The organism is Bifidobacterium choerinum (assembly GCF_000741135.1).
GTDB lineage: Bacteria > Actinomycetota > Actinomycetes > Actinomycetales > Bifidobacteriaceae > Bifidobacterium > Bifidobacterium choerinum.
Genome location: NZ_JGYU01000012.1, coordinates 16,761 through 38,442 on the forward strand (window position 1 = coordinate 16,761; position 21,682 = coordinate 38,442).

19 protein-coding genes are annotated in these 21,682 nt (G+C 66.5%); 15 read left to right on the forward strand and 4 right to left on the reverse strand.

Going from position 1 to position 21,682, the window contains the following annotated elements; translation table 11 throughout:
- Nucleotides 1-239 precede the first annotated feature (239 nt).
- The 11 genes from infC (at nucleotide 240) to BCHO_RS07810 (ending at nucleotide 11,696) form a co-directional block, all read left to right on the forward strand.
- Nucleotides 240-953 (forward strand): translation initiation factor IF-3, encoded by a 714-nt coding sequence (gene infC / locus BCHO_RS07760; RefSeq protein ID WP_024540590.1) that lies wholly within the window; start codon nucleotides 240-242, stop codon nucleotides 951-953.
- Nucleotides 954-970: 17 nt separating this feature from the next.
- Nucleotides 971-1,162, forward strand: coding sequence for a 50S ribosomal protein L35 (rpmI, locus tag BCHO_RS07765; RefSeq protein WP_024540589.1), 192 nt, complete (start codon nucleotides 971-973; stop codon nucleotides 1,160-1,162).
- 47 nt (nucleotides 1,163-1,209) lie between these two features.
- Complete coding sequence (rplT, locus tag BCHO_RS07770; RefSeq protein ID WP_024540588.1) at nucleotides 1,210-1,593, forward strand: 50S ribosomal protein L20; 384 nt, start codon at nucleotides 1,210-1,212, stop codon at nucleotides 1,591-1,593.
- Nucleotides 1,594-2,133: 540 nt separating this feature from the next.
- Nucleotides 2,134-3,057 carry a site-specific tyrosine recombinase XerD gene (xerD, locus tag BCHO_RS07775; RefSeq protein WP_024540587.1) on the forward strand — a complete coding sequence of 308 codons (924 nt, stop codon included), beginning with the start codon at nucleotides 2,134-2,136 and terminating at the stop codon, nucleotides 3,055-3,057.
- A gap of 106 nt (nucleotides 3,058-3,163) precedes the next feature.
- A complete protein-coding gene (locus BCHO_RS07780; protein WP_024540586.1) occupies nucleotides 3,164-4,003 on the forward strand; it encodes a ParA family protein in 840 nt (279 codons plus the stop codon).
- A 294-nt stretch (nucleotides 4,004-4,297) separates the two neighbouring features.
- The gene (locus tag BCHO_RS07785) at nucleotides 4,298-5,122 is read left to right on the forward strand and encodes an NUDIX hydrolase (RefSeq protein ID WP_024540585.1); all 825 of its coding nucleotides are present in this window, start codon (nucleotides 4,298-4,300) and stop codon (nucleotides 5,120-5,122) included.
- 99 nt (nucleotides 5,123-5,221) lie between these two features.
- Nucleotides 5,222-6,622: an MFS transporter gene (locus BCHO_RS07790; RefSeq protein ID WP_024540584.1), complete on the forward strand. Its 1,401-nt coding sequence runs from the start codon at nucleotides 5,222-5,224 to the stop codon at nucleotides 6,620-6,622.
- A gap of 294 nt (nucleotides 6,623-6,916) precedes the next feature.
- Entirely contained in the window at nucleotides 6,917-8,851 is a 1,935-nt protein-coding gene (gene typA, locus BCHO_RS07795; RefSeq protein ID WP_024540583.1) for a translational GTPase TypA, read from the forward strand.
- A 183-nt stretch (nucleotides 8,852-9,034) separates the two neighbouring features.
- Complete coding sequence (locus BCHO_RS07800; protein ID WP_237743067.1) at nucleotides 9,035-9,556, forward strand: alcohol dehydrogenase; 522 nt, start codon at nucleotides 9,035-9,037, stop codon at nucleotides 9,554-9,556.
- Nucleotides 9,556-10,596, forward strand: coding sequence for a prephenate dehydratase (locus BCHO_RS07805; protein ID WP_024540581.1), 1,041 nt, complete (start codon nucleotides 9,556-9,558; stop codon nucleotides 10,594-10,596). The genes BCHO_RS07800 and BCHO_RS07805 overlap by 1 nt, the downstream gene beginning before the upstream one ends.
- Before the next feature lie 56 nt (nucleotides 10,597-10,652).
- Nucleotides 10,653-11,696 carry a prephenate dehydrogenase gene (locus BCHO_RS07810; protein WP_051354857.1) on the forward strand — a complete coding sequence of 348 codons (1,044 nt, stop codon included), beginning with the start codon at nucleotides 10,653-10,655 and terminating at the stop codon, nucleotides 11,694-11,696.
- Here the strand turns inward: BCHO_RS07810 and BCHO_RS07815 are convergent.
- From BCHO_RS07815 to BCHO_RS07825, 3 genes are all read right to left on the reverse strand, one after another.
- Complete coding sequence (locus BCHO_RS07815) at nucleotides 11,686-11,934, reverse strand: DUF6725 family protein (protein WP_024540579.1); 249 nt, start codon at nucleotides 11,932-11,934, stop codon at nucleotides 11,686-11,688. The genes BCHO_RS07810 and BCHO_RS07815 overlap by 11 nt on opposite strands.
- Before the next feature lie 149 nt (nucleotides 11,935-12,083).
- Nucleotides 12,084-14,918: an ABC transporter permease gene (locus BCHO_RS07820; protein ID WP_024540578.1), complete on the reverse strand. Its 2,835-nt coding sequence runs from the start codon at nucleotides 14,916-14,918 to the stop codon at nucleotides 12,084-12,086.
- A gap of 7 nt (nucleotides 14,919-14,925) precedes the next feature.
- The gene (locus BCHO_RS07825; protein ID WP_152595891.1) at nucleotides 14,926-15,711 is read right to left on the reverse strand and encodes an ABC transporter ATP-binding protein; all 786 of its coding nucleotides are present in this window, start codon (nucleotides 15,709-15,711) and stop codon (nucleotides 14,926-14,928) included.
- A gap of 646 nt (nucleotides 15,712-16,357) precedes the next feature.
- On the opposite strand from BCHO_RS07825, the gene BCHO_RS07830 reads away from it, so the two are divergent.
- Nucleotides 16,358-17,275, forward strand: a complete 918-nt coding sequence (locus BCHO_RS07830) for a tyrosine recombinase XerC (protein ID WP_024540576.1) — start codon at nucleotides 16,358-16,360, stop codon at nucleotides 17,273-17,275.
- A 359-nt stretch (nucleotides 17,276-17,634) separates the two neighbouring features.
- Entirely contained in the window at nucleotides 17,635-19,260 is a 1,626-nt protein-coding gene (locus BCHO_RS07835; RefSeq protein WP_024540575.1) for a peptide ABC transporter substrate-binding protein, read from the forward strand.
- A 140-nt stretch (nucleotides 19,261-19,400) separates the two neighbouring features.
- Here BCHO_RS07835 and BCHO_RS07840 read toward each other — a convergent pair whose 3' ends face one another.
- Nucleotides 19,401-19,688 (reverse strand): hypothetical protein, encoded by a 288-nt coding sequence (locus BCHO_RS07840; protein ID WP_024540574.1) that lies wholly within the window; start codon nucleotides 19,686-19,688, stop codon nucleotides 19,401-19,403.
- A 90-nt stretch (nucleotides 19,689-19,778) separates the two neighbouring features.
- Between BCHO_RS07840 and BCHO_RS07845 the strand changes: the two genes are divergently transcribed.
- On the forward strand, nucleotides 19,779-20,705 hold the full coding sequence (locus tag BCHO_RS07845) for an ABC transporter permease (RefSeq protein ID WP_024540573.1): 927 nt from the start codon (nucleotides 19,779-19,781) through the stop codon (nucleotides 20,703-20,705).
- 14 nt (nucleotides 20,706-20,719) lie between these two features.
- Entirely contained in the window at nucleotides 20,720-21,673 is a 954-nt protein-coding gene (locus BCHO_RS07850; RefSeq protein ID WP_024540572.1) for an ABC transporter permease, read from the forward strand.
- Nucleotides 21,674-21,682 lie beyond the last annotated feature (9 nt).

Here is a 21,682-nt window from a genome sequence, read left to right on the forward strand (position 1 = left end):
GGGGATGTGGTATTATCGTTCAGGCTTGAGAAATCAAGAAAGTGGGAAACCCACCTGGAAGTCCATCATGACTTCGGGTCATAGGCACGGCCTTCGCGGTGATTCGTCACGGCGTCGGCGTTGCGCGCGGCCGGTGGACGGCATGTCCGGCTCGGCGTCGCGCGGCAGGGAACGGCAGATCGGATGATCGACGGTGTTCCACGATGCCTGTGCATCGATCATGATGACGCCCGGATGGCGTGACCACTGCAGGAAACCATAGGATTGGAGTCATCATTAGCGACGAACCACGCATTAACGACGAGATTCGCGTCTCACAGGTGCGCCTTATCGGACCGAACGGCGAGCAGGTGGGGGTCATCGCGACTTCCGTCGCACTGAACCTGGCCAAGGAAGCGAACCTCGATCTCGTCGAGGTGGCACCCAACGCGAAGCCTCCGGTTGCCAAGCTGATCGACTACGGCAAGTTCAAGTACAACGAGAAGATCAAGCAGCGCGAAGCGCGCCGCAACCAGAGCACCGCGGAAATCAAGGAGATCCGTTTCCGCCTCAAGATCGACGAACACGACTTCGAAGTCAAGAAGGGCCACGTCGAGCGCTTCCTCAACGGAGGCGACAAGGTCAAGGTCACGATCATGCTGCGCGGACGCGAGCAGTCGCGCCCGATCGGCGGCGTCGAGCTGTTGCAGCGCCTCGCCGACGAGGTCTCGGATTCGGGAACGATCGAATCCGCGCCGAAGCAGGAGGGCCGCAACATCATCATGACCCTCGCCCCGAAGGGCAAGAAGGTGCACACGCAGTCCGAGCAGCGCCGCCGCGGTGCGGAATCCCGCGCCGAACGCCAGGCGCGCCAGGCCGCCCGCCTCGCCGCCAAGCAGGAGGCCAAGGCCCAGGAGGCGAAGGAAGCACAAGCCGTCGTCGCCGAAGCAACCGAGACTTCAGCAACGAAGTAACAACAAGGAGGGCAGCAATGCCGAAGATGAAGACAAAGACCGCGGCCGCCAAGCGCGTTCGTGTGACCGGTTCCGGTAAGCTCATGCACGCTGGCTGCGGCATGCGCCACAACCTCGAGCACAAGTCCGCTCACAAGCGCCGCGACCTGAAGCGCGACTCCGCTCTGCCGACGTCGCAGGCCAAGAAGATGAAGGGCCTGCTGGGCTGAGACCGGCAAGTCGAGATCGTTTCAAGAAAGAAAGCTGAGGAACAACAATGGCACGTGTCAAGCGCGCAGTGAACGCCCACAAGAAGCGTCGTACAGTACTCGATAGGGCCTCGGGCTACCGTGGCCAGCGTTCCCGCCTGTACCGCAAGGCGAAGGAACAGCTGCTGCACTCCTTCAACTACAACTACCGCGACCGCAAGGCGCGTAAGGGCGACTTCCGCAAGCTGTGGATCCAGCGCATCAACATCGCCGTGCGCAACGAGGGCATCACCTACAACCGCTTCATCCAGGGCCTGCGCCTCGCCGGCATCGAACTCGACCGCCGTGCGCTTGCCGATCTGGCCGTGAACGATCCGGAGACGTTCAAGACGATCGTCGAGCAGGCGAAGGCCGCGCTGCCCGAGGACGTCAACGCTCCGGTCGCCGCCTGAGCCGAGGACGCCATGCCGACGCGCCGGCGCATCGAACGATGGCCGGCCGCGGCGGAGCATGCTTCAAGAGCCGAACCCACCTCGCGCGGGTTCGGCTCTTCGCATAGCCGTCGACGGCTGTGGCGGCCGCGTCGGCTGGACGACTGCGGACGCCTGTGGCGTTTTGTGGGTGAGTCACCAAAGCAATGCCGTATTGGGTGCCGCAGGTGGTCGTTTGTGTGTGAGGTCACCTACGGAATGCCACATCAGCTGGCACAGCTGGCATTCTGCATGTGCGTCACCGATGGAATGCCGTGTCGGATGCTGCAGACGGCATTCTACGGGTGAGGTCACCAATGGAATGCCACATCAGTTGTCGCAGTTGGCATTCTGTGGGTGAGTCGCCAATGGAATGCCGTGTGATCGGCTGCGGATGGTCGTTCGTAGGTGCGGCACCTGCGGAATGCCGGCGTGCGGCGGTGGACGGGCCGCAGCGGGGTGCGTCGGCGGATATAAACGGATATAAATAGGAACAGACGGCATCGGCGAAGGAGGATGGGGATGGCGAACGGGCTGCGGATGGCGGAGTCGAAGTTCCTCGCGTACATCGACGTCGAACGCGGATTGGCGAAGGCGACCGTCGAAGCGTACGAACGTGACCTCGACCGCTATCTGCAGTGGCTCGACGCGCGCGGCATCGACGACGCGCGCGCGATCACGCCGCTGCACGTCGAGGCCTTCATCCAGTCGCTCGCGATCGACGGGCAGAGCGCGACGAGCCGCGCGCGGCATCTCGCGAGCGTGCACATGTTCCACCGCTTCATGCTCGGCGAACATCTCGTCGACGACGACGTCTCGCAGCAGGTGAAGGCGCCGAAGGCCGGGTCGGCGCTGCCAGACGTGCTCGACGTCGACGAGGTCGCCGCGCTGCTCAAGGCGGCGCGCCCCGAGGGCACGGACGACGCCGCCGGACTGCGCGACGACGCATTGCTCGAGTTCATGTACGCGACCGGCTGCCGCGTCAGCGAGGCCGTCGGCACGAACCTCGACGACTTCGACTTCGACGAGCAGGTCGTGCGGCTGACCGGTAAAGGCGACAAGCAGCGGCTCGTGCCCTTCGGCGACTACGCGCGCGACGCGTTGGACGCCTACCTCAGATACGGACGCACGCCGCTGCAGGAGAAGGCGAAGGGCGCGCCGGAATTGCGCGCGGTCTTCCTCAACCTGCGCGGGAGGCGGCTGTCGCGGCAGTCGGTGTGGGAGATCATCCGCCGCGCCGGCGAGCGCGCGCACATCACGCGGTCGCTGCACCCGCACACGCTGCGGCATTCGTTCGCGACGCACCTCATCCAGGGCGGCGCGGACGTGCGCACCGTGCAGGAGCTGCTCGGGCACGCGTCGGTGAAGACGACGCAGATCTACACGCACATCAGCCCCGAAGCGCTCATCGAAACGTACATCACCGCTCATCCACGCGCCAAATAGGCGGTTGCGGGGAGCCCGAAGCGGTACACTGGAAACTTAGTGAAGACAGGACGTCGTCGCAGCGTCGGCGGCGTCGGCACATGCATGACCTGATAAAGTGAGCGGTATGCCTACGGATTTGCTTGGACGAGAATACGAGACCTTCCCGGTACCCGAGCCGTTGCAGCAGCACGGTCCGGCGCGGGTCATCGCGATGTGCAACCAGAAGGGCGGCGTAGGCAAGACGACGAGCTCGATCAACATCGCCGGCGCGCTCGCGCAGTACGGCAGGCGCGTACTCATCGTCGACTTCGACCCGCAGGGCGCGGCGACGGTGGGTCTCGGCATCAACGCGAACGTGCTCGACAACACGATCTACACGGCGCTGTTCGACCCGAAGATCGACGTGCACGACATCATCCAGCCGACGAAGTTCGAGGGGCTCGACATCATTCCGGCGAACATCGACCTGTCGGCCGCCGAAGTGCAGCTCGTGACCGAGGTCGGCCGCGAGCAGATCCTCGCGAGCGTGCTGCGCCCGGTCATCAAGGAGTACGACGCGATCATCATCGACTGCCAGCCGTCGCTCGGTCTGCTCACCGTGAACGCGCTGACGGCGGCGGACGGCGTCATCATCCCGGTGGCCGCCGAGTTCTTCGCGCTGCGCGGCGTCGCGCTGCTCATGCAGTCGATCGAGAAGGTGCAGGCGCGCATCAACCCCGGACTCGAGGTCTTCGGCGTGCTCGTGACGATGTACACGCACACGTTGCACTGCGACGAGGTCGTGCAGCGCATCTACGAGGCCTTCGGCGACAAGGTGTTCCATTCGGTCATCTCGCGGTCGATCAAGCTGCCCGACGCGAACGTCGCGGCGGCGCCGATCACCTACTACGCGCACAACCACAAGACCGCGCGCGAATACCGCGAGGTCGCGCGCGAGCTCATCGCGAAGGGGATCATCGCCTGATCCGTCTGTTTTTTTCGATCGCGCGGCCACTGCGCCGCGTGGGGCGAAGGCTCCGCGGCCACGAATATATCGTGGCCGCGGAGCCTTCGCCGTTTGCGGCGTCCGGCGTCTCCCCGTGCGGATTCCGCATGCCCGGCCGTCGTATCGACCACAATATGGACAGCACTTATAGTCATATTGACTATAAGTGATACGCTGACGATGACCGCGGCGGCGGCTCCGGCCGTCGGACCGCCGACGGATATGCGGACATGAACGACGACAAACGACGATACGCGTGGAGGAGTGCGGACGGTGGGCATCGGCAACGTCAGCGAACGCCGCGACGAGGCGCCGCAGGTGGGCGTCACGTCGGTCATCCTCGCGCTCGGACCGGCCGACGGAGGCGCGCGCCGCCGCCTGTGGCTGCCGCTCGTGCGTCGCGTGCGCGAGCCGTTCCTCGGCGCGTGGGCGCTGCCCGGCGGCCCGCTCAGGGCCGGCCGCTCGCTCGAACGCTCGGCCTACGAGACGCTCGCGTCGACGACCGACCTGCATCCGGGCTATCTCGAGCAGCTGTACACCTTCGGCGACCCTGAGCGTTCGCACGGGGGAGTGCCGATGGTCTCGATCTGCTACTGGGCGCTCGTCGGCCAGGTGGACGTCGCCTCGCTCGAACCGAAGCACAACGTGGCCTGGTTCGCCGAGGACGCGCTGCCCGAGCTCGCCTTCGACCACCGTCGCATCGTCGACTACGCGATCTGGCGGTTGCGGCATCGTCTCGACATGCCGAAGGTCGTGCGCGAACTCGTCGGCGGGACCTTCACGCTGCGCGAACTGCACGCCGTGAGTGAGGCGGTCGAGGGACACCCGATCGATCTTGCCAACTTCCGCAGGCGCACGCTCGCCTCGGGAATGCTCGAGGAGACCGGAGAGCATCGCCGCGTCGGCCGCCAGCGGCCGGCCGCGCTCTACCGTTTCCGCGCCGACGTCGCGCCGGCGGACGACGGCGCGCTGCCGCAGGGATTCGACGCCGGCGACCTGTCGCGGATCGCCGCGCATGCGGCGGACGAACGCACGGCGGGCGGGCACGACGGCCATCCCGACGCGATCGCCGCGTTGACGACCGACGTGCGGCCGTAGCGGCGCAATGTGATCGATCAGCCCCGGCCGACCAATCGGTTCCAATCACACAATCCAATCCAATCAACCATCACCACTCGCAGCACATGGGAGGTACCAATGACCGCTGCAGAACGCACATTCGGCGTACCCTCGCGCGGCGCGGACGCGGACGCCCCGGAATCGCGCGCCGACATCACGACGCCCACGCGCAACGAACGCCTCGACAGGCTTCCGCTCAACCGCGCGCACCGCAAGCTGCTCGTCGCCTCGGGCATCGGCTGGGCCTTCGACGCGATGGACGTCGGCCTCGTCTCCTTCGTCGTCGCTGCGATCGCCGCCGACCCGCACTTCAACCTCGACGCCGTGCAGAAGTCGTGGGTGCTGTCGATCGGCTTCATCGGCATGGCGATCGGCGCCGCGCTCGGCGGCTGGTTCGCCGACCGCTGGGGACGCAAGACCGTGTTCACGGCGACGATGGTCATCTTCGGCATCGCCAACGGCGCGATGGCGTTCTCGTGGACGCTCGCGATGCTGCTCGCCGCGCGCTTCGTCATCGGCCTGGGCCTCGGCGCCGAACTGCCGGTCGCCTCGACGCTCGTCTCCGAGTTCTCGCCGGCGAAGCAGCGCGGACGCATCACCGTGCTGCTCGAATCCTTCTGGGCCGTCGGCTGGATCGTCGCGGCCGCGATCGGCTACTTCGTCATTCCGAACACCGGCGACTGGGGCTGGCGCTGGGCGCTGCTCATCGGCGCGCTGCCGCTGCTCTACGCGATCGTCGCGCGCCGTCAGCTGCCCGAGTCGGTCCGTTTCCTCGAGGCGCAGGGCCGCGACGAGGAGGCCGAGCGTTCGGTGCGCTACTTCGAGGCGGCGAGCGGCGTCGAACCGGTCGAAAGCCGCAAGGCCGTCAAGCTGCCGAAGATCCGCACGCGCGAGCTGTTCGGCCGCAGATACCTCGGCGTGACGGTGGCGATCTGGGCCACCTGGTTCTTCGTCAACTTCTCGTACTACGGCGCGTTCACATGGATGCCGAGCCTGCTCGCCGACCAGTTCGGCTCGCTGACGAAATCCTTCGGCTACACGTTGGCGATCTCGCTCGCGCAGCTGCCCGGTTACTTCCTCGCCGCATGGCTCGTCGAACGCTGGGGACGTCGCCGCACGCTGAGCGTCTTCCTCGCCGTCTCCGCCGTCGCCGCGTTCCTGTTCTCGCGCTCGGCGAACGTGACGCAGGTGCTCGCCTTCGGCATGCTGCTGTCGGCCTCGAACCTCGGCGCGTGGGGCGTCCTCTATGCGGTGACGCCGGAGATCTACCCGACGCGTCTGCGCGGCGCCGCCTCCGGCGCGGCGGCCGCCTGTGGACGCGTGGCCGCGATCATCGCGCCGCTGCTCATGCCGTGGTTCCTGTCGATGGCCGGCGGCGACAAGTCGATCGCCTTCGTCGTCTTCGCCGTCGCCTTCGTGCTCGCCTGCGTCGCCGCGCTCTTCCTGCCCGAGAAGACCGGCGCCGCGCTCGACGACTGATCCGCGGAGACGAAAGCGGCCGCCCGTGTCCGGAACTTCCCGTCGATTGCGACGGATCCGGACGCGGGCGGCCGCTTTCGTCTCCGCATTCCCCCCCGACGACAACGGAATCGGACACGGGCGTTCTGCAGGCGTCCGTGTCTCCAACCGGGCGTCGCGGAACCGGACGCTGAGCCCCGCGCATGCCGTGTCAGCATCGTCGCGTACCATATCGATGGTTTGTGTACGAATGGTGAACCGGACAGGGTTCGGCACGGTTACGCAGGAAATCAATGGCTTTAGGAGAAAACATTCATGGCGGTTCGCGGCGATATTCGTAATGTGGCAATTGTGGCTCACGTCGACCACGGCAAGACCACGCTCGTCAACGCAATGCTTCAGCAGTCCCATGTATTCAACGAACGCGAGGAAGTCCCCGATCGCGTGATGGATTCCAACGACCTCGAGCGCGAGAAGGGCATCACGATCCTCGCGAAGAACACGGCCGTACAGTACACCGGCCCGCTCGCCGAGAAGTACGGCCACCCCGAAGGCATCACGATCAACGTCATCGACACCCCGGGCCACGCCGACTTCGGCGGCGAGGTCGAACGCGGCATCTCGATGGTCGACGGCGTCGTGCTGCTCGTCGACGCCTCCGAGGGTCCGCTGCCGCAGACCCGCTTCGTGCTGCGCAAGGCGCTCGAGGCGAAGCTGCCAGTCATCCTGTGCGTGAACAAGGTCGACCGTCCCGACGCGCGCATCGACGAGGTCGTCGGCGAGGCCTCCGACCTGCTGCTCGGCCTCGCGCAGGACGTCATCGAGGAGGGCGTCGACCTCGACCTCGACTCGCTGCTCGACCTGCCGGTCATCTACTGCGCGGCGAAGGCCGGCTACGCGTCGACCGACCAGCCGGCGAACGGCCAGCTGCCGGACAACGACAACCTCGAGCCGCTGTTCGAGGCGATCATCAAGAACATCCCGGCGCCCGAATACGATCCGGACGCGCCGCTGCAGGCCCACGTCGCGAACATCGACTCCTCCGACTTCCTCGGCCGTCTCGGCCTTGTGCGCATCTACAACGGCACCCTCGAAAAGGGCAAGACCTACGGCCTGTCGCGCGTCGACGGCTCGATCGAGAACTTCCGCGTCTCCGAGCTGCTGCGCACGCAGGGCCTCGACCGTCTGCCGGTCGAATCGGCGGGACCCGGCGACATCGTCGCCGTCGCCGGCGTCAACGACATCATGATCGGCGAGACGATCGTCGACCCGAACGACCCGCGCCCGCTGCCGCTCATCCACGTCGACGACCCGGCGATCTCGATGACCTTCGGCACGAACGACTCGCCGCTCGCCGGCACCGAAGGCAAGGACCACAAGCTGACGGCCCGCATGATCAAGGACCGCCTCGACCGCGAGCTCATCGGCAACGTCTCGATCAAGGTGCTGCCGACCGAACGCCCGGACGCCTGGGAGGTGCAGGGCCGCGGCGAACTCGCGCTCGCCGTCCTCGCCGAGCAGATGCGCCGCGAAGGCTACGAGCTGACCGTCGGCCGCCCGCAGGTCGTCACGAAGACGATCGACGGCCAGCTGTGCGAGCCGATGGAGTCGACGACGATCGACGTGCCGGAGGAGTACATGGGCACCGTCACGCAGCTGATGGCCGACCGCAAGGGCCGCATGGAGTCGATGTCGAACCACGGCTCCGGCTGGATCCGCCTGCAGTTCACGGTCCCGTCGCGTGGCCTCATCGGCTTCCGCACCGCGCTGCTGAGCGCGACGCGCGGCACCGGCATCTCCTCGTCGCTGTCCGCCGGCTACGCGCCGTGGGCTGGCCAGATCGTCACCCGCCAGAATGGCTCGATGGTCTCCGACCGCCAGGGCGTCGCCACGCCGTACGCGATGCAGCGCCTGCAGGCGCGCGGCAACTTCTTCGTCGAGCCGCAGTCGCCGGTCTACGAAGGCCAGGTCGTCGGCGTCAACAACAAGCCCGACGAGCTCGACGTCAACATCACGCTCGCCAAGCACATGACGAACATGCGCTCGGCGACCGCCGACGTCCTCGAGACGCTGACGCCGCCGATCAAGATGAGCCTCGAGGAGTCGCTCGACTTCGCGAACGAGGACGAGTGCGTCGAGGTCACGCCGGAGTCGATCCGCATCCGCAAGATCATCCTCAACCGCGAGGACTGGTACAAGTGGCGCGCCAAGCAGCGCCGCGCGAACAACAACGCGCAGAACGCGAAGTGAGCCGTATCCGACGGCGCACGATCTGACGGGGCTCCGCACATCATGTGCGGGGCCCCGTCGTCTCTATGCGGCCGCGCGTCCATATCGGCCGTGCAATACTGCCGCGCATGGCCCGGTACACCCGCGCGGGCCGGCACGATGCCTTCGCGACGTCTTCGCATGGTTCGCCTACACTGGGTGGCTATGAGCACCTCCGACCCCAATCCGATGCGGTCGCGCGACGCCGTGCGCCGCTCCGACCTGCCATGGAGCCACCGGCAGAACGTCTTCGTCCGCAGCCTCGTCACGATCGCCAGCGCCGTCGCGGCGGGCGTGCTCGGCACGCTCGCGCACCGCATGGGCGCGTCGGCGAACATCCCCTACGGTCTCGTGCTCGCGTTCGTCCTCATCGGCGCCTCCGCGTGGTGCGCCCGCGCGCGCGGCGGCGTCCCCGGCCTGGCATTGCATCTGAGCGTCTCCTATCTGGCCGTCTGGTGCATGGCGATGCCGGGGCCCGGCGGCGACCTGATGCTGCCGATCGGCTTCCATGCGACGACGATTCCGTGGTGGTCGCAGCATGCGGGGTACATCTGGCTGTACGGATCGCTCATCGTCCAGCTTCTGCTGCTCATCTGCCCGGCGCGGTGGTTCCGCGTCGCGCCGGCGGCCGCCCCGCGGAACGACGCCGCTGCCGCATCCGCCGACGCCGCGGGGAAGGCCATCTGATGGGCGCGCGTCGGCTGTACTATCTGGGGCCGGAGGGCACCTTCACGCATCAGGCGGCGATCGAGGCGTCGCGGCTGCTCGCCGCGGGCGCCGCCGCCGACGTCACGTTGGAGCCGTGCGCCGACGCCGCGTCGATCGTGCGCGCCGTCGGCGAGGGGAGCGGATGGGGCGTCGTCGCCTGGGAGAACAACGTCGAAGGCTACGTCGTGCCGAACCTCGACATGCTCATCGACGCGCGCGACGTCGCCGGCTTCGCGCGCGTCGGCGTCGACGTGACCTTCTGCGCCTTCGTCACGCCGACGACCTACGAGCGGGCGATGGCGGCGCGCAAGGACGGCGAATCCGAACTCGACGCCGTCTGCCGCGTCTGCACGGGCGCGTCGGCGCATCCGCACGGACTCGCGCAGTGCCGTCGCTTCACGCAGTCCCATCGGCTGCGCGAGATGCCGGCGGCGTCGAACGCGGCCGCCTGCCGCGACCTCGTCGACGGCCGCATCGCCTTCGGCCCCGAGATCTGCGGAAGCCTGTACGGGCTGCGCCTCGTCGCACGGGGCGTCGAGGACTTCCACGGCGCGCGCACCGAGTTCCTCGTCATCGCGCGCCGCGACGACGTGCACGACGAACTCATGGCCGCACGCGCGCGCGGCGTCGCCGAATTCGAATCGATCCTCACGTTCATTCCGTTGGCGACCGGTCCGGGCGTCCTCGCCGACGCGCTCGACGCGATCCGCGACGCCGGACTCAACATGACGAGCTTCATCTCGCGCCCGATCAAGGGCCATGACGGCACCTACAGCTTCATTGCGACGCTCGACGCGGCGCCATGGGAGCCGCGCTTCCACGCGCTGCTCGTCGAAATCATCGAACACGGCGACTGGATCAAGACGCTCGCCGTCTATCCGCGCCGCGAGCGGCCGCACCCGCCGGTGGACGAATGGATGCTTCCGCAAGGCGGGGTACGATGCACTATGGAGACCAACGAGACATTGTCCGCTTCCCGAAGCGATGATGCGACGATGCGAAAGGAACTGCTGTGGTAGAAGAGGTAGCTGGCTCCGTAGAGGTGACGGACACGACGATCGAGGAGACGGTGACGATGCCCGACATCGGCCCGGAGGGCATCGACTGCCCGCGGCACATCGCCATCGTCGGACTCGGGCTCATCGGCGGCTCACTCGCGCTGCGCCTGCACTCGGCGGGCATCCATGTGAGCGCGTGGAACCACCGCCCGCATCCGTACGTGGCGGCGCGCGCCGTCGGCATCGACTGCAAGGACAGCCTCGAGGAGCTCGTCGCCGAGCATCCGGACGTCATCGTGCTGTGCAACTCGCTCGTCGCGATGCCGAAGATCCTCGAGACGATCAGGCCGATCATCGATCCGGCGCGCACGACGCTCACCGACGTCGGCAGCGTCAAGGGACTCGTACGCGAGCAGGTGCATGCTGCCGGCATCACCGACTGCTACGTCGGCGCCCACCCGATGACCGGCAACGAACACTCCGGATGGGCGGCCGCCGACCCGTCGATCTTCGACAACGCGCTGTGGGCGCTCACCTACGACCACCATACCGATTACGCGCGCATCGTGCAGGTCGCCGGCATGATCACGCGAGGCCTGCGCAACACGATGATCGTCATCGACGACGAGACACACGACCGCGCCGCATCGCTGATCTCGCACATGCCGCACGTCGTCTCGACGGCGCTCATCAACGAGCTGACGGCGAACCCGGACCGCAACATCGCGGCCGCGCTGTCCGCCGGATCGTGGCGCGACATGACGCGCGTCGCGCTCACCGACCCGGCGCGCACGGCGGCGATGATCGTCGAGAACGCCGACAACGTCGAGACGCTGCTGCGCAGCATGGCGCGCCGTCTCGAATCCTTCGCCGACGCATTGCACGACGACGACAAGGCGACGCTGCGCCGCTTCTTCGCCGAAGGACAGCCGTATCGCGACTACAAGGCGAGGCAGCGCGAGGCGATCACGACAGGCGAGACGCAGACCGTGTTCACGACGATCAGGATCAGCGCCGACGACTGGCGCCGCGACCTGCTCGAATCGGCCAAGCGCGGCGAGCACATCGTGCGCTTCACCTCCGGGCACCACGCGCTCGCCGAACGTCAGTTCATCGTCTGACCGGGCGCTCCGGCACCGGCTTGAGGATCGCGATGTCCTCGGGGCGGATGCTGACGTCCTGCGCCGGCCGCGAGCCGTTCGCCGCCGCGTCGCGCGTCATCTCGAGTGTCTCGCCGTCCCATGAGCGGACATGGCCGACGACGTCGCGGTACTGCATGCGTCCGGTGCGTTCGTCGACGCCGGCGTGGAGGCGCACGACGACGCGCGCGCCGGCGGGGATGTGTTCGGGAAGTCTCATGACGGCCGCCTTTCTGATCGTCCTGCATGCGGCCTGCCGTCGCATGCAGGACGGCATTGTAGTCGGCGCGCCCAATCGACATATGCACGCGGAACGAGGCGGGCCCCGCGCACGATGTGCGCGGGGCCCGCCTCGTCGTACGTTTCGGGTCACTCGCTCGCGACGGCGTCGAGCACCGGCTGCTTGAGCGCGCGGTGCGCAGGCGAGATGCTGGCGACGAGGCCGACGACGATCGCGACGACGAGGAACAGCACGAGCTGGCCCCACGGGATCGTCAGCGTCGTCAGGCCCTGCTCCTCGTAGGCGACGCGGATGACGACGCCCGCCGCGACGCCGACGACGATGCCGACGAGCGTGCCGAACACCGACAGGATGACCGCCTCGATCGCGAGCATGCCGCGCACCTGGCCGTTCGACGTGCCGATCGCGCGCAGCAGTCCGATCTCCTTCGTGCGTTCGGAGACGTTGAGCGCCAACGTGTTGACAATGCCGAAGATCGCGATGACGATCGACAGCGCGAGCAGCGCGTAGATGATCGCGAGCATCGAGTCGATCATCGAGCTCATCGACGACTTGAACTCGTCGCGCGTGAGGATCGAGACCGTGTAGAACGGCTTCGCGGTCTTCTTCAGGTCCTCGCCGAGCTTCGCGACGTCCGCGCCGGGTTTCGCCTGCACGTACATCTGCGTGATCATCATCATGTCCTCGTCCGTGAGTTTCTCGGCCGTCGGCAACGAGACGAAGATGCTGTCCGCATACAGCGCATCGTCGATGATCGCACCGATCGTGACCTTCGCCGTCTTCGTCTCGGTCTTCGTCCTGACGAACTGCTTCGGGTCGACGTCCTGCCCCTGCCTGACGACGTCCTCGGCCTGTCTCGCCTTGGCCTGGGCGCCCGCGGCGTCGCCGGCCGCGGCGAGGCTCTGCGCCTCGCGCTGCAGCGCCGTCGCCTGCTCCTCGATCTTCTTCCGGTACGCCTCCGAGGCCTGCTTCGTGGCCGCCTCGTCGACGCTCGTGTTCTCCGATTCGAGATCGATGACGTCGCCGATCTTCCAATGCTCGTCGTCGGCGACCATGCGGCCGACGGCGACCTGTCCGTCGACGATCACCGTCGCGGCGTCGCCGTCCTGCTTTTCGATCGGAGCGAGCCTCGTGAGCAGGTCGGACTTGACGGCGGCCGTCATGACGTCCTTCGCCGCGTTCGTCACCTTCACCGTCGGCAGCATGTACACGGCCGACGATGCGCCGACGCCTTCGGTCTTCTCGATCGCGTCGACGGCCTTCGTGGAGATCGGCTGCGTCATGCTCGCCGTCATCGCCACGTAGTCGGCGTTGACGTTGTTGTCGACGAGATTGCTCACCGAGGTCTTCATCGACGACGCGACGACGCCGAGGCAGCTGACAATCGCGATGCCGACGAACAGCGCGGCCGCCGTGTTCGCGGTGCGCCGCTTCGCGCGGCCGATGTTGCGCGTCGCGAGCTTGCCGGTGACCGGGAACAGCTTCTCGGGGATCCAGCCGAGCACCTTCGCCGACGGGGCGACGAAGGCCGGCGCGCAGACGATCGCGCCGATGATGATGAAGGCCGCGCCCAGACCGAGCGTCCAGCCGGAGCCGAGGTCCTTGAGCCAGGCCCAGTCGACGCGCTTGTCGGCGTCGAGGTAGCACAGCGTCCACCAGGCGGCGCCGACGACGACCATCGCCGCACCGATCCAGCCGCGCGTCCTGACCGGCTTCTCCGGGTTGACGGTCTCGTTCATCGCCTGGATCGGCGGCGCCGTCGCGGCCGTCTTCGCCGGCAGCGTCGCGCCAACGATCGTGACGACGACGCCGACGATCAGGCCGATGACGACGTCGGTCGCCGACGGGGCGGGGGAGCCGGACAGCGGCATGCCGCTGCTCGTCATGCCCTTGGCGATGAGCTCGAGCAGACCCCAGCCGAGCAGCACGCCGATGCCGGAGCCGACGAGGCCGAGGATGACGGCCTGCACGAGGACGCTCGCGAAGACCTGCAGCGGCGAGGCGCCGACCGAGCGCAGCAGCGCGTAGCCGCGCATGGATTCGCGCACGATCATCGTGAAGGTGTTCGCGATGATGAACGCGCCGACGAACAATGCGATCGCCGCGAAGATCAGGATCAGCGGCTGGATGAAGCCGAGCTGGTCCTGGATGCTCTTCGTCGCGTCGTCGCGCACCGAGTCTCCGGTGACGGCGTGCGCGTCGGCGCTCTTCGGCAGCTCCTTGTTGATGCGGTCGGCGAGCCGCTGCTGCGCCTCGGCATCGAGCGGCGTCGACTTGTCGCCGTAGACGCCGATGAACTGGACGCTCGACGTGTCCTCGCCCTCCTGCTGCAACGTATGCTCGACGAAGCTCGGCGGTGCGAGGATCAGGATCGCGCCGAGCTGCGTCGACGGCGACGTGAAGACGCCGGAGACGGTCTTCTCGTGCGCCTCGCCGTCGACGACGATCTTCGCCGTGTCGCCGGTCTTCAGCCCGGCCTTGCCGGCCGTGTCCTCGAGCAACGCGATCTCGTCGTCCGTTTGCGGGTAGCCGCCGGAGACGAAGTGCGCCGAACGCCACGGATCCTGCTCGTCGACGCCGATGACGAGCGTCGGTGCGCCGACCGTCGCCATCGCGTCGCCGTTGTGGTCGAGCAGCACGACGTTGCTCAGCTGATGCGTCGCGTCGGCGCTGACGACGCCGTCGACCTTCTCGATGTCGGCGATGACGTCGGTGCTGATCTCGTTGTAGGTGCTGTTGTATTCGGCGAAGCCGTCCTCGCCGTCCTGTTTCTGCTCGGTGGCGCCGCGCACGTAGACGTCGGCGTCCGAGTTCGACCCCATCATCTGCGCGACCTGGTCGTTGAGCATCTCGCGGAAGCAGAACGAGCCGACGACGAAGGCGACGCCGAGCGCGATCGCGATGATCGACATGATGAAGCGGCGGAAATGGGCCCTGGTGTCTCGTAGACCTATGCGGAACATCGTTGGCTCAGTCCTCCTTGGTGGTCACGGGCTCGACGTCGACCGGGCCGTTGTCCGGGTCGTCGTGCTCGGCGAAGACGGCGAGGATGTCGTCGTAGGTCGGATGGTCCATGTCCTGCGTGATCGAGCCGTCGGACAATACGAGCACGCGGCCGGCGAAGCTCGCGGCGCGCGGGTCGTGCGTCACCATGACGATCGACTGCCCGTAGTCGCGCACGCACTGGCGCAGGAACCCGAGCACCTCGCGGCTCGAACGCGAGTCGAGGTTGCCGGTCGGCTCGTCGGCGAAGATGACGCTCGGACGCTCCATCATCGCGCGGGCGCAGGCGACGCGCTGCTGCTGGCCGCCCGAAAGCTGGCTCGGGCGGTGATCGAGGCGGTTTTCAAGGCCGACGACGGAGACGACCTTGTCGAACCAGTCGCGGTCGATCGGACGGTGCGCGATCTGCAACGGCAGCAGGATGTTCTCCTCGGCCGTCAATGTCGGCACGAGGTTGAAGGACTGGAAGATGAAGCCGATCTCCTTGCGTCGCAGCTGCGTGAGCTGCTTCTGGTTCATCGACGAGACCTCGAGGTCCTCGACGAGGACCTCGCCGCTCGTCGGCACGTCGAGGCCGGCCATGCAGTGCATCAGCGTCGACTTGCCCGAGCCCGACGGGCCCATGATCGCCGTGAGTTCGCCGCGTCGGAAGTCGACGCTGACGTGGTCGAGCGCCGTCACCTGGCTGTCGGTGTCGCCGTAGGTCTTATACAGATCGACCGCCCTGGCGACGATCGGGTCGGTTTTCGGCATGGTGGCGCCTGTTGATTTCCTGTTCATGTGAACCTTTCGCGTGTATGTTCGTGCAATCGCGCATGGATGCGCAAGTTCGCGCGGGGGCCATGCGCCCGATGTCGTTACCCGGTCCCCAATTATCCGCCGCCGCGCATGCGCGGGGCCGTGACCGCCGTCACGATATGCGATGCCGTTCGGCGTCGCATATGACAACGGTCACCGTGCGGCCCTGCCGCCGCGGCGTCCGTCCATATCGGAACGGGGGCGGATCTCCACGACCGAAGCGTATCGTGCCGGACGGCGTCGGAGATCGGAATGTCCATTTTCCCGGACCGATCTCCTGTCCGCCGCCGTGGCCACGTCGCGGGCCGCTTGCCTTCCACTATCGCCGACATCGGCTTCACAGTCCGCCATCTTGCGGTTGCATCGGGCGCAAACGCAGGCAACCATGCGTTGCATCGGCGTCGTTCCAGCGATTGTCCGGCATCCGCGCCGCCATGTCGATGATGTATCGAATCTCACGATGCGAGACCGGGGCGGTTGCGCGTCCCAATTGCGCGACCGCCCCGGCGACGTCGGCGCCGATAGCGTGCGGGCGGTAGAGTGGTCGCACGGCGGCGACGGGACGGCCGGGCTGTGACGGAACGGACGAGGGAGCGGGACGATGGCGGATGCGCGACGGATGGTCGAGGAATACATGGGGTATCTGCGCGGCGCGAGGGGGCTGAGCGAGCATACGGTGGCCGCCTACCGCTCCGACCTGCTCGCCTGCGTCGACGTGCTCGCCTCCTTCGGGAGGACGTCGCTCGACGACGTGACGCTCGACGATCTGCGGATGTGGATGGCGCATGATGCGAAACGGATTGCGAAGAGCAGCCTCGCGCGCCGGACGATCGCCGTGCGCGGGTTCTTCGCGTGGGCGCAGCGGCACGGCCGTCTTGCGCACGACCCGGCCGCCTCGCTGAGCACGCCGAAGCTGTCGAAGACGCTGCCCGCCGTGCTCAACGAGACGCAGGCAGAGGCGCTGATGGACACGGCCGACATGGAGCCGTCGGACGAGCGCGACCCGCATCGGCATGCGCTCGCGCTGCGCGACTGCGCGATGCTCGAGGTGCTTTACGCGACCGGCATCCGCGTCGCCGAGCTCGTGTCGATGGATCTGGACAGCGTGCGCTACGGCAACCGCACGATCACCGTCACTGGCAAGGGGAACAAGCAGCGCGTCGTGCCCTTCGGCGCGCCGGCGCAGCGCGCGCTCGAGCAGTGGACGGGCGAGGGCAGGCCGCGTCTGGCGAACGCGCGTTCGGGAAGCGCGTTGTTCCTCGGCGCGCGCGGCGGCCGCGTCGACCAGCGCGTCGTGCGCGGCGTCGTCCACCGCGAGGCGGCGCGCGCCGGCGTCCCCGACATCTCGCCGCATGCGTTGCGCCACAGCGCGGCGACGCATATGCTCGACGGCGGCGCCGACCTGCGCGAGGTGCAGGAGATGCTCGGACATGCATCGCTGCAGACGACGCAGCGCTACACGCATGTCTCGATCGAACAGCTCAAGGCGCGCTACGCGCAGGCCTTCCCGCGCGCATAGGCGGATGCGGTTTCACGTAGTGAGAACGCTATGGGGCATCGCCGCGATGTCGTCGCGAGCGGACTGCAAACGCTCGCAGCGCCGCGACAATCGACGAAACGGTGGGGCGGGTGCGGGCTAACCCATTGCAGCGGCGCCGTTCCGCGGCGGAATCGAGCATCGCCTGCGCCGGCGGGGGAGTCGCTCGGAGCGACGATCGGGCCGTTGGCGCTGACAGCGTTATCGTCTCAGGTGGTTGCGTGGCTGTGGCACAATGGGTAGTTAATCGGCGATGGGGTCGGAACTCGAACGGTTTCGGCCCCATCGTTTTCGGCGGGGCTCGCCCCGCCGTCCGATCTCAAGGAAAAAGGAGTAATCCCATGAAGAAGAAGGCAATCGCCGTCGTCGCAGGTGCCTGCGCCCTCGGCATGCTGCTCGGCGGCTGCGGCGCAGCGGGCGACTCGTCGAACGCCGGCGGCAACGTCATCACCGCCTACAACTCGGAGCCGCAGAACGCGCTGATCCCGGGCAACACGAACGAGACCGGCGGCGGCAAGGTCGGTCAGCTGCTCTTCGCGAACCTCGTGCGCTACGATTCGAAGGGCGACACGAAGATGGAGGTCGCCGAATCGATCGAGCCGAACAAGGACGCGACCCAGTACACCGTCAAGCTCAAGGACGGCTGGAAGTTCACCGACGGCACGCCGGTGACGGCCGAGTCCTTCACGAAGTCGTGGAGCTACACGGCGAACGCGAAGAACGCGCAGAAGTGCTCGTCGTTCTTCAGCATGATCAAGGGCTATGACGATCTGCAGAAGGACGGCCTCAAGGGCGACGAGCAGCTCTCGGGCCTCAAGGTCATCGACGACAAGACCTTCACCGTCGACCTCGACCAGCAGGATTCGGTCTTCCCGATCAAGGTCGGCTATCTGGCCTTCGCGCCGCTTCCGGAATCCTTCTACAAGGATCCGAAGGCCTTCGGCGAGAAGCCGGTCGGCAACGGCATGTACAAGTTCGACAAGTGGGACCACAACTCGCAGATCGTGCTGACGAAGAACGCCGACTACAAGGGCGAGGAACAGCCGAAGAACGACGGCGTCACCTTTAAGATCTACACGTCGCCGGATTCGGCCTACGCGGACGTGCAGGCCGGCAATCTCGACGTCATGGACACGGTCCCGGCCGCCGACACGAAGACCTTCGAGAAGGATCCGTCGGTCGAGGCCTACAACAAGGCCGGTTCGGTCATTCAGACCTTCACGATCCCGGCGAACATGAAGCATTGGGAGACCAACACCGAGGAAGGCCAGCTGCGCCGCCAGGCGCTGTCGATGGCGATCGACCGCCAGCAGATCGTCGACAAGGTGCTCAACGGCGTCGGCACGCCGGCCACCGACTTCACGGCGCCGGTCATCCCGGGCTATTCGAAGGACCTCAAGAACGGCAAGTACCTCAAGGCCAATCCGACTGAGGCGAAGAAGCTGTGGGCCAAGGCCGAAGCCATCGCCAAGTGGGACGGCACGCTCACCTTCTCGTTCAACGCCGACGGCGGCGCGCAGCCGATCTATGACGCGGTCGTCAACCAGGTGAAGAACACCCTCGGCATCAAGGCCGCGACGAACCCGATGCCGACCTTCCAGGAGTTCCGCAACGCGGTCTCCGACCGCAAGATCGACGGAGCGTTCCGCACCGGCTGGCAGCCGGACTACCCGTCGGCCGAGAACTACCTGTATCAGCTCTATGATTCGGACGCGGCCGACGGCAACGGCTCGAACGACGGCGACTACAAGAACGCCGAGGTCGACGAGCTGCTGAGCAAGGCCGCCGCCGCGACGAACACCGACGAGCAGATCGACCTGTATCACCAGACCGAGGAGATCCTGCTCGAGCAGCTGCCGGCCGTCCCGCTGTACTACTCGAACGCGGACGGCGTCGCCGCCAAGGGCGTCAAGGGCTTCGAGATGGACTGGCAGAACCAGCCGATCTACGAGAACATGACGAAGTGAGCCGGCGCGGGACGTCGAACGGGTGAGGCCGTTCGGTGCCGCGACACTGCATGAGGAAGGGCTCCGGAACCATCGAGGTTCCGGAGCCCTTCCTCATATCCGTTCCCGTCGTCGCGACGGCGACGTGCAGCGTTCGCCGCTCAGTCCCGCCCCGTCTCCTCGGATTGCTCGGATTCGTCGTCGAAGAACTCGATGCGGACGGTCACGGTCAGCTGTTCGTGCATGAGGTCCCCCTTCCGGTCACTTTTCGAATAAATGACCGGTTTAACGCCGTACTTCGTCCAGTCCGCCGCGATGCCCACAGTGTGGGACGCGGTGCGGTGGAAGGAATCGGCGCGAATCGGCGCCTGGGCGCGCCGTTCGCTCAGAACGTGGGCAAAATGGCCGTGGAAACGGCAAAAGAGGGGCGAATCCGTCCGGTAAGTCAAGTCATGCGGTAGACTTACTGGATACCGCGACCGCGAGCGGCATGACGCGTCGTGCCCTGATGCGGTCTGTAAGACAACAAGGAGCAACCAATGGGCAAATATCTTCTGCGCCGCATCCTGCAGATGATCCCCGTGGTTCTCGGTACGACACTGTTGGTGTATGCGCTCGTCTTCGCACTCCCGGGTGACCCGGTCAAGGCGATGTTCGGAGACAAGCCCGTCAATGAAGCCGTCGCTGCCCAGATCCGCGCCGAATACAATCTGGACAAGCCGTTCATCGTGCAGTACCTGCTGTTCCTGAAGAACGCGCTGAGCCTCAACTTCGGCGAGACCTTCGCCGGACAGCCCGTCATCGCGGAGATCGGGCGCGCGTTCCCGGTCACGATCAAGCTCGCGTTGATGGCGTTCTGCTTCGAGGCGATCTTCGGCTGCGTGTTCGGCGTCATCTCCGGCCTGAAGAAGGGCAAGTGGTACGACTCGGTCATCCTGATCGTCTCGCTGCTGCTGATCTCGGTGCCGACCTTCGTCACCGGCTTCCTCGGACAGTACCTCCTCGGCGTCAAATGGCGCATCCTACCGGTGACCGCCGGCTCGAACCCCGGATTCCTCGACCTGCTGATGCCCGCGATGGTGCTCGGCTCGGTCTCGATGGCGTACATCATCCGACTGGCGCGTTCCGAGGTCTCGTCGAACATCGCGATGGACTATGTGCGCACCGCGCGTGCGAAGGGCATGAGCAACACGGCCGTCACCTTCCGCCACATCCTGCGCAACTCGATGATCCCGGTCGTCACCTATCTGGGCCAGGACCTCGGCGCGCTGATGGGCGGCGCGATGATCACCGAACAGATCTTCAACATCCACGGCGTCGGATTCCTCACCTACCAGAGCATCCTCAAGGGTGAGGCGAACATGGTCGTCTCGGTCGTCACGCTGCTCACGCTCGTGTTCGTCGTGTGCAACCTGCTGGTCGATCTGCTGTACGCGGCGCTTGATCCGCGCATCCGCTACGCGTGAGGGAGAGTAGGACAATGACAGACATCACGAAACCGCTGCCGGGCCAGGAACGCTACGTCGCGCCGCTCGACGAGACGCCGCTGCAGACCGTGGACACGGTTGACGAATCGGCCCCAGCGACGAGCATGTGGGCGGACGCATGGCGCACGCTGCGCAAGAACCCGCTGTTCATCATCTCGGGCATCCTCATCATCTGCATCGTCTTCGTCGCGCTCTTCCCGGGCGTCTTCACGAAGAACGACCCGAACTACTGCAACCTCGACAATTCGCTCGAACCGTCCAGACCGGGCCATCCGTTCGGATTCGACCTGCAGGGATGCGACGTCTACTCGCGCGTCGTCTACGGCACGCGCACGTCGTTGAGCGTCGGCATCCTGACGACGCTCATCGTCGTCGCCGTCGGCACGCTCATCGGCGCCGTCGCCGGCTTCTTCGGCGGCTGGGTCGATGCGGTCCTCAGCCGCATCGTCGACATCTTCATGGCGATTCCGATGCTGCTCGGCGCGATCGTCGTGCTGCAGATGTTCCGCACGGTCACGTCGATCTGGAAGGTCGTGCTCGTGCTCGCGCTCTTCGGCTGGGTCTCGACGGCGCGCATCGCGCGCGGCGCCGTGCTTTCGTCGAAGAACCTCGAGTTCAACACGGCGTCGACGGCGCTCGGTTCGACGCCGACGCGCAACCTGTTCCGCCACATCCTGCCGAACTCGGTCTCGCCGATCATCGTCATCGCGACGACGTCGCTCGGTTCGTACATCGTCTCCGAGGCGACGCTGAGCTTCCTCGGCATCGGCCTGCCGTCGACGACGGTCAGCTGGGGCGGCGACATCTCGAAGGCGCAGTCGATCCTGCGCACCGATCCGATGGTGCTGTTCTACCCGTCCGTCGCGCTTGCGATCACCGTGCTGGCGTTCATCATGATGGGCGACGCCGTCAAGGACGCGCTCGACCCGAAGAGCCGCACGGCCTGAGATTCCCGT

Coding starts and splice junctions, on each gene's coding strand:
- rpmI (WP_024540589.1), top strand. CDS start 971: ATGCCGAAGATGAAGACAAAGACCGCGGCCGCCAAGCGCGTTCGTGTG.
- rplT (WP_024540588.1), top strand. CDS start 1,210: ATGGCACGTGTCAAGCGCGCAGTGAACGCCCACAAGAAGCGTCGTACA.
- xerD (WP_024540587.1), top strand. CDS start 2,134: ATGGCGAACGGGCTGCGGATGGCGGAGTCGAAGTTCCTCGCGTACATC.
- BCHO_RS07780 (WP_024540586.1), top strand. CDS start 3,164: ATGCCTACGGATTTGCTTGGACGAGAATACGAGACCTTCCCGGTACCC.
- BCHO_RS07790 (WP_024540584.1), top strand. CDS start 5,222: ATGACCGCTGCAGAACGCACATTCGGCGTACCCTCGCGCGGCGCGGAC.
- typA (WP_024540583.1), top strand. CDS start 6,917: ATGGCGGTTCGCGGCGATATTCGTAATGTGGCAATTGTGGCTCACGTC.
- BCHO_RS07800 (WP_237743067.1), top strand. CDS start 9,035: ATGAGCACCTCCGACCCCAATCCGATGCGGTCGCGCGACGCCGTGCGC.
- BCHO_RS07805 (WP_024540581.1), top strand. CDS start 9,556: ATGGGCGCGCGTCGGCTGTACTATCTGGGGCCGGAGGGCACCTTCACG.
- BCHO_RS07810 (WP_051354857.1), top strand. CDS start 10,653: ATGCCCGACATCGGCCCGGAGGGCATCGACTGCCCGCGGCACATCGCC.
- BCHO_RS07815 (WP_024540579.1), bottom strand. CDS start 11,934: ATGAGACTTCCCGAACACATCCCCGCCGGCGCGCGCGTCGTCGTGCGC.
- BCHO_RS07820 (WP_024540578.1), bottom strand. CDS start 14,918: ATGTTCCGCATAGGTCTACGAGACACCAGGGCCCATTTCCGCCGCTTC.
- BCHO_RS07825 (WP_152595891.1), bottom strand. CDS start 15,711: ATGCCGAAAACCGACCCGATCGTCGCCAGGGCGGTCGATCTGTATAAG.
- BCHO_RS07830 (WP_024540576.1), top strand. CDS start 16,358: ATGGCGGATGCGCGACGGATGGTCGAGGAATACATGGGGTATCTGCGC.
- BCHO_RS07835 (WP_024540575.1), top strand. CDS start 17,635: ATGAAGAAGAAGGCAATCGCCGTCGTCGCAGGTGCCTGCGCCCTCGGC.
- BCHO_RS07845 (WP_024540573.1), top strand. CDS start 19,779: ATGGGCAAATATCTTCTGCGCCGCATCCTGCAGATGATCCCCGTGGTT.
- BCHO_RS07850 (WP_024540572.1), top strand. CDS start 20,720: ATGACAGACATCACGAAACCGCTGCCGGGCCAGGAACGCTACGTCGCG.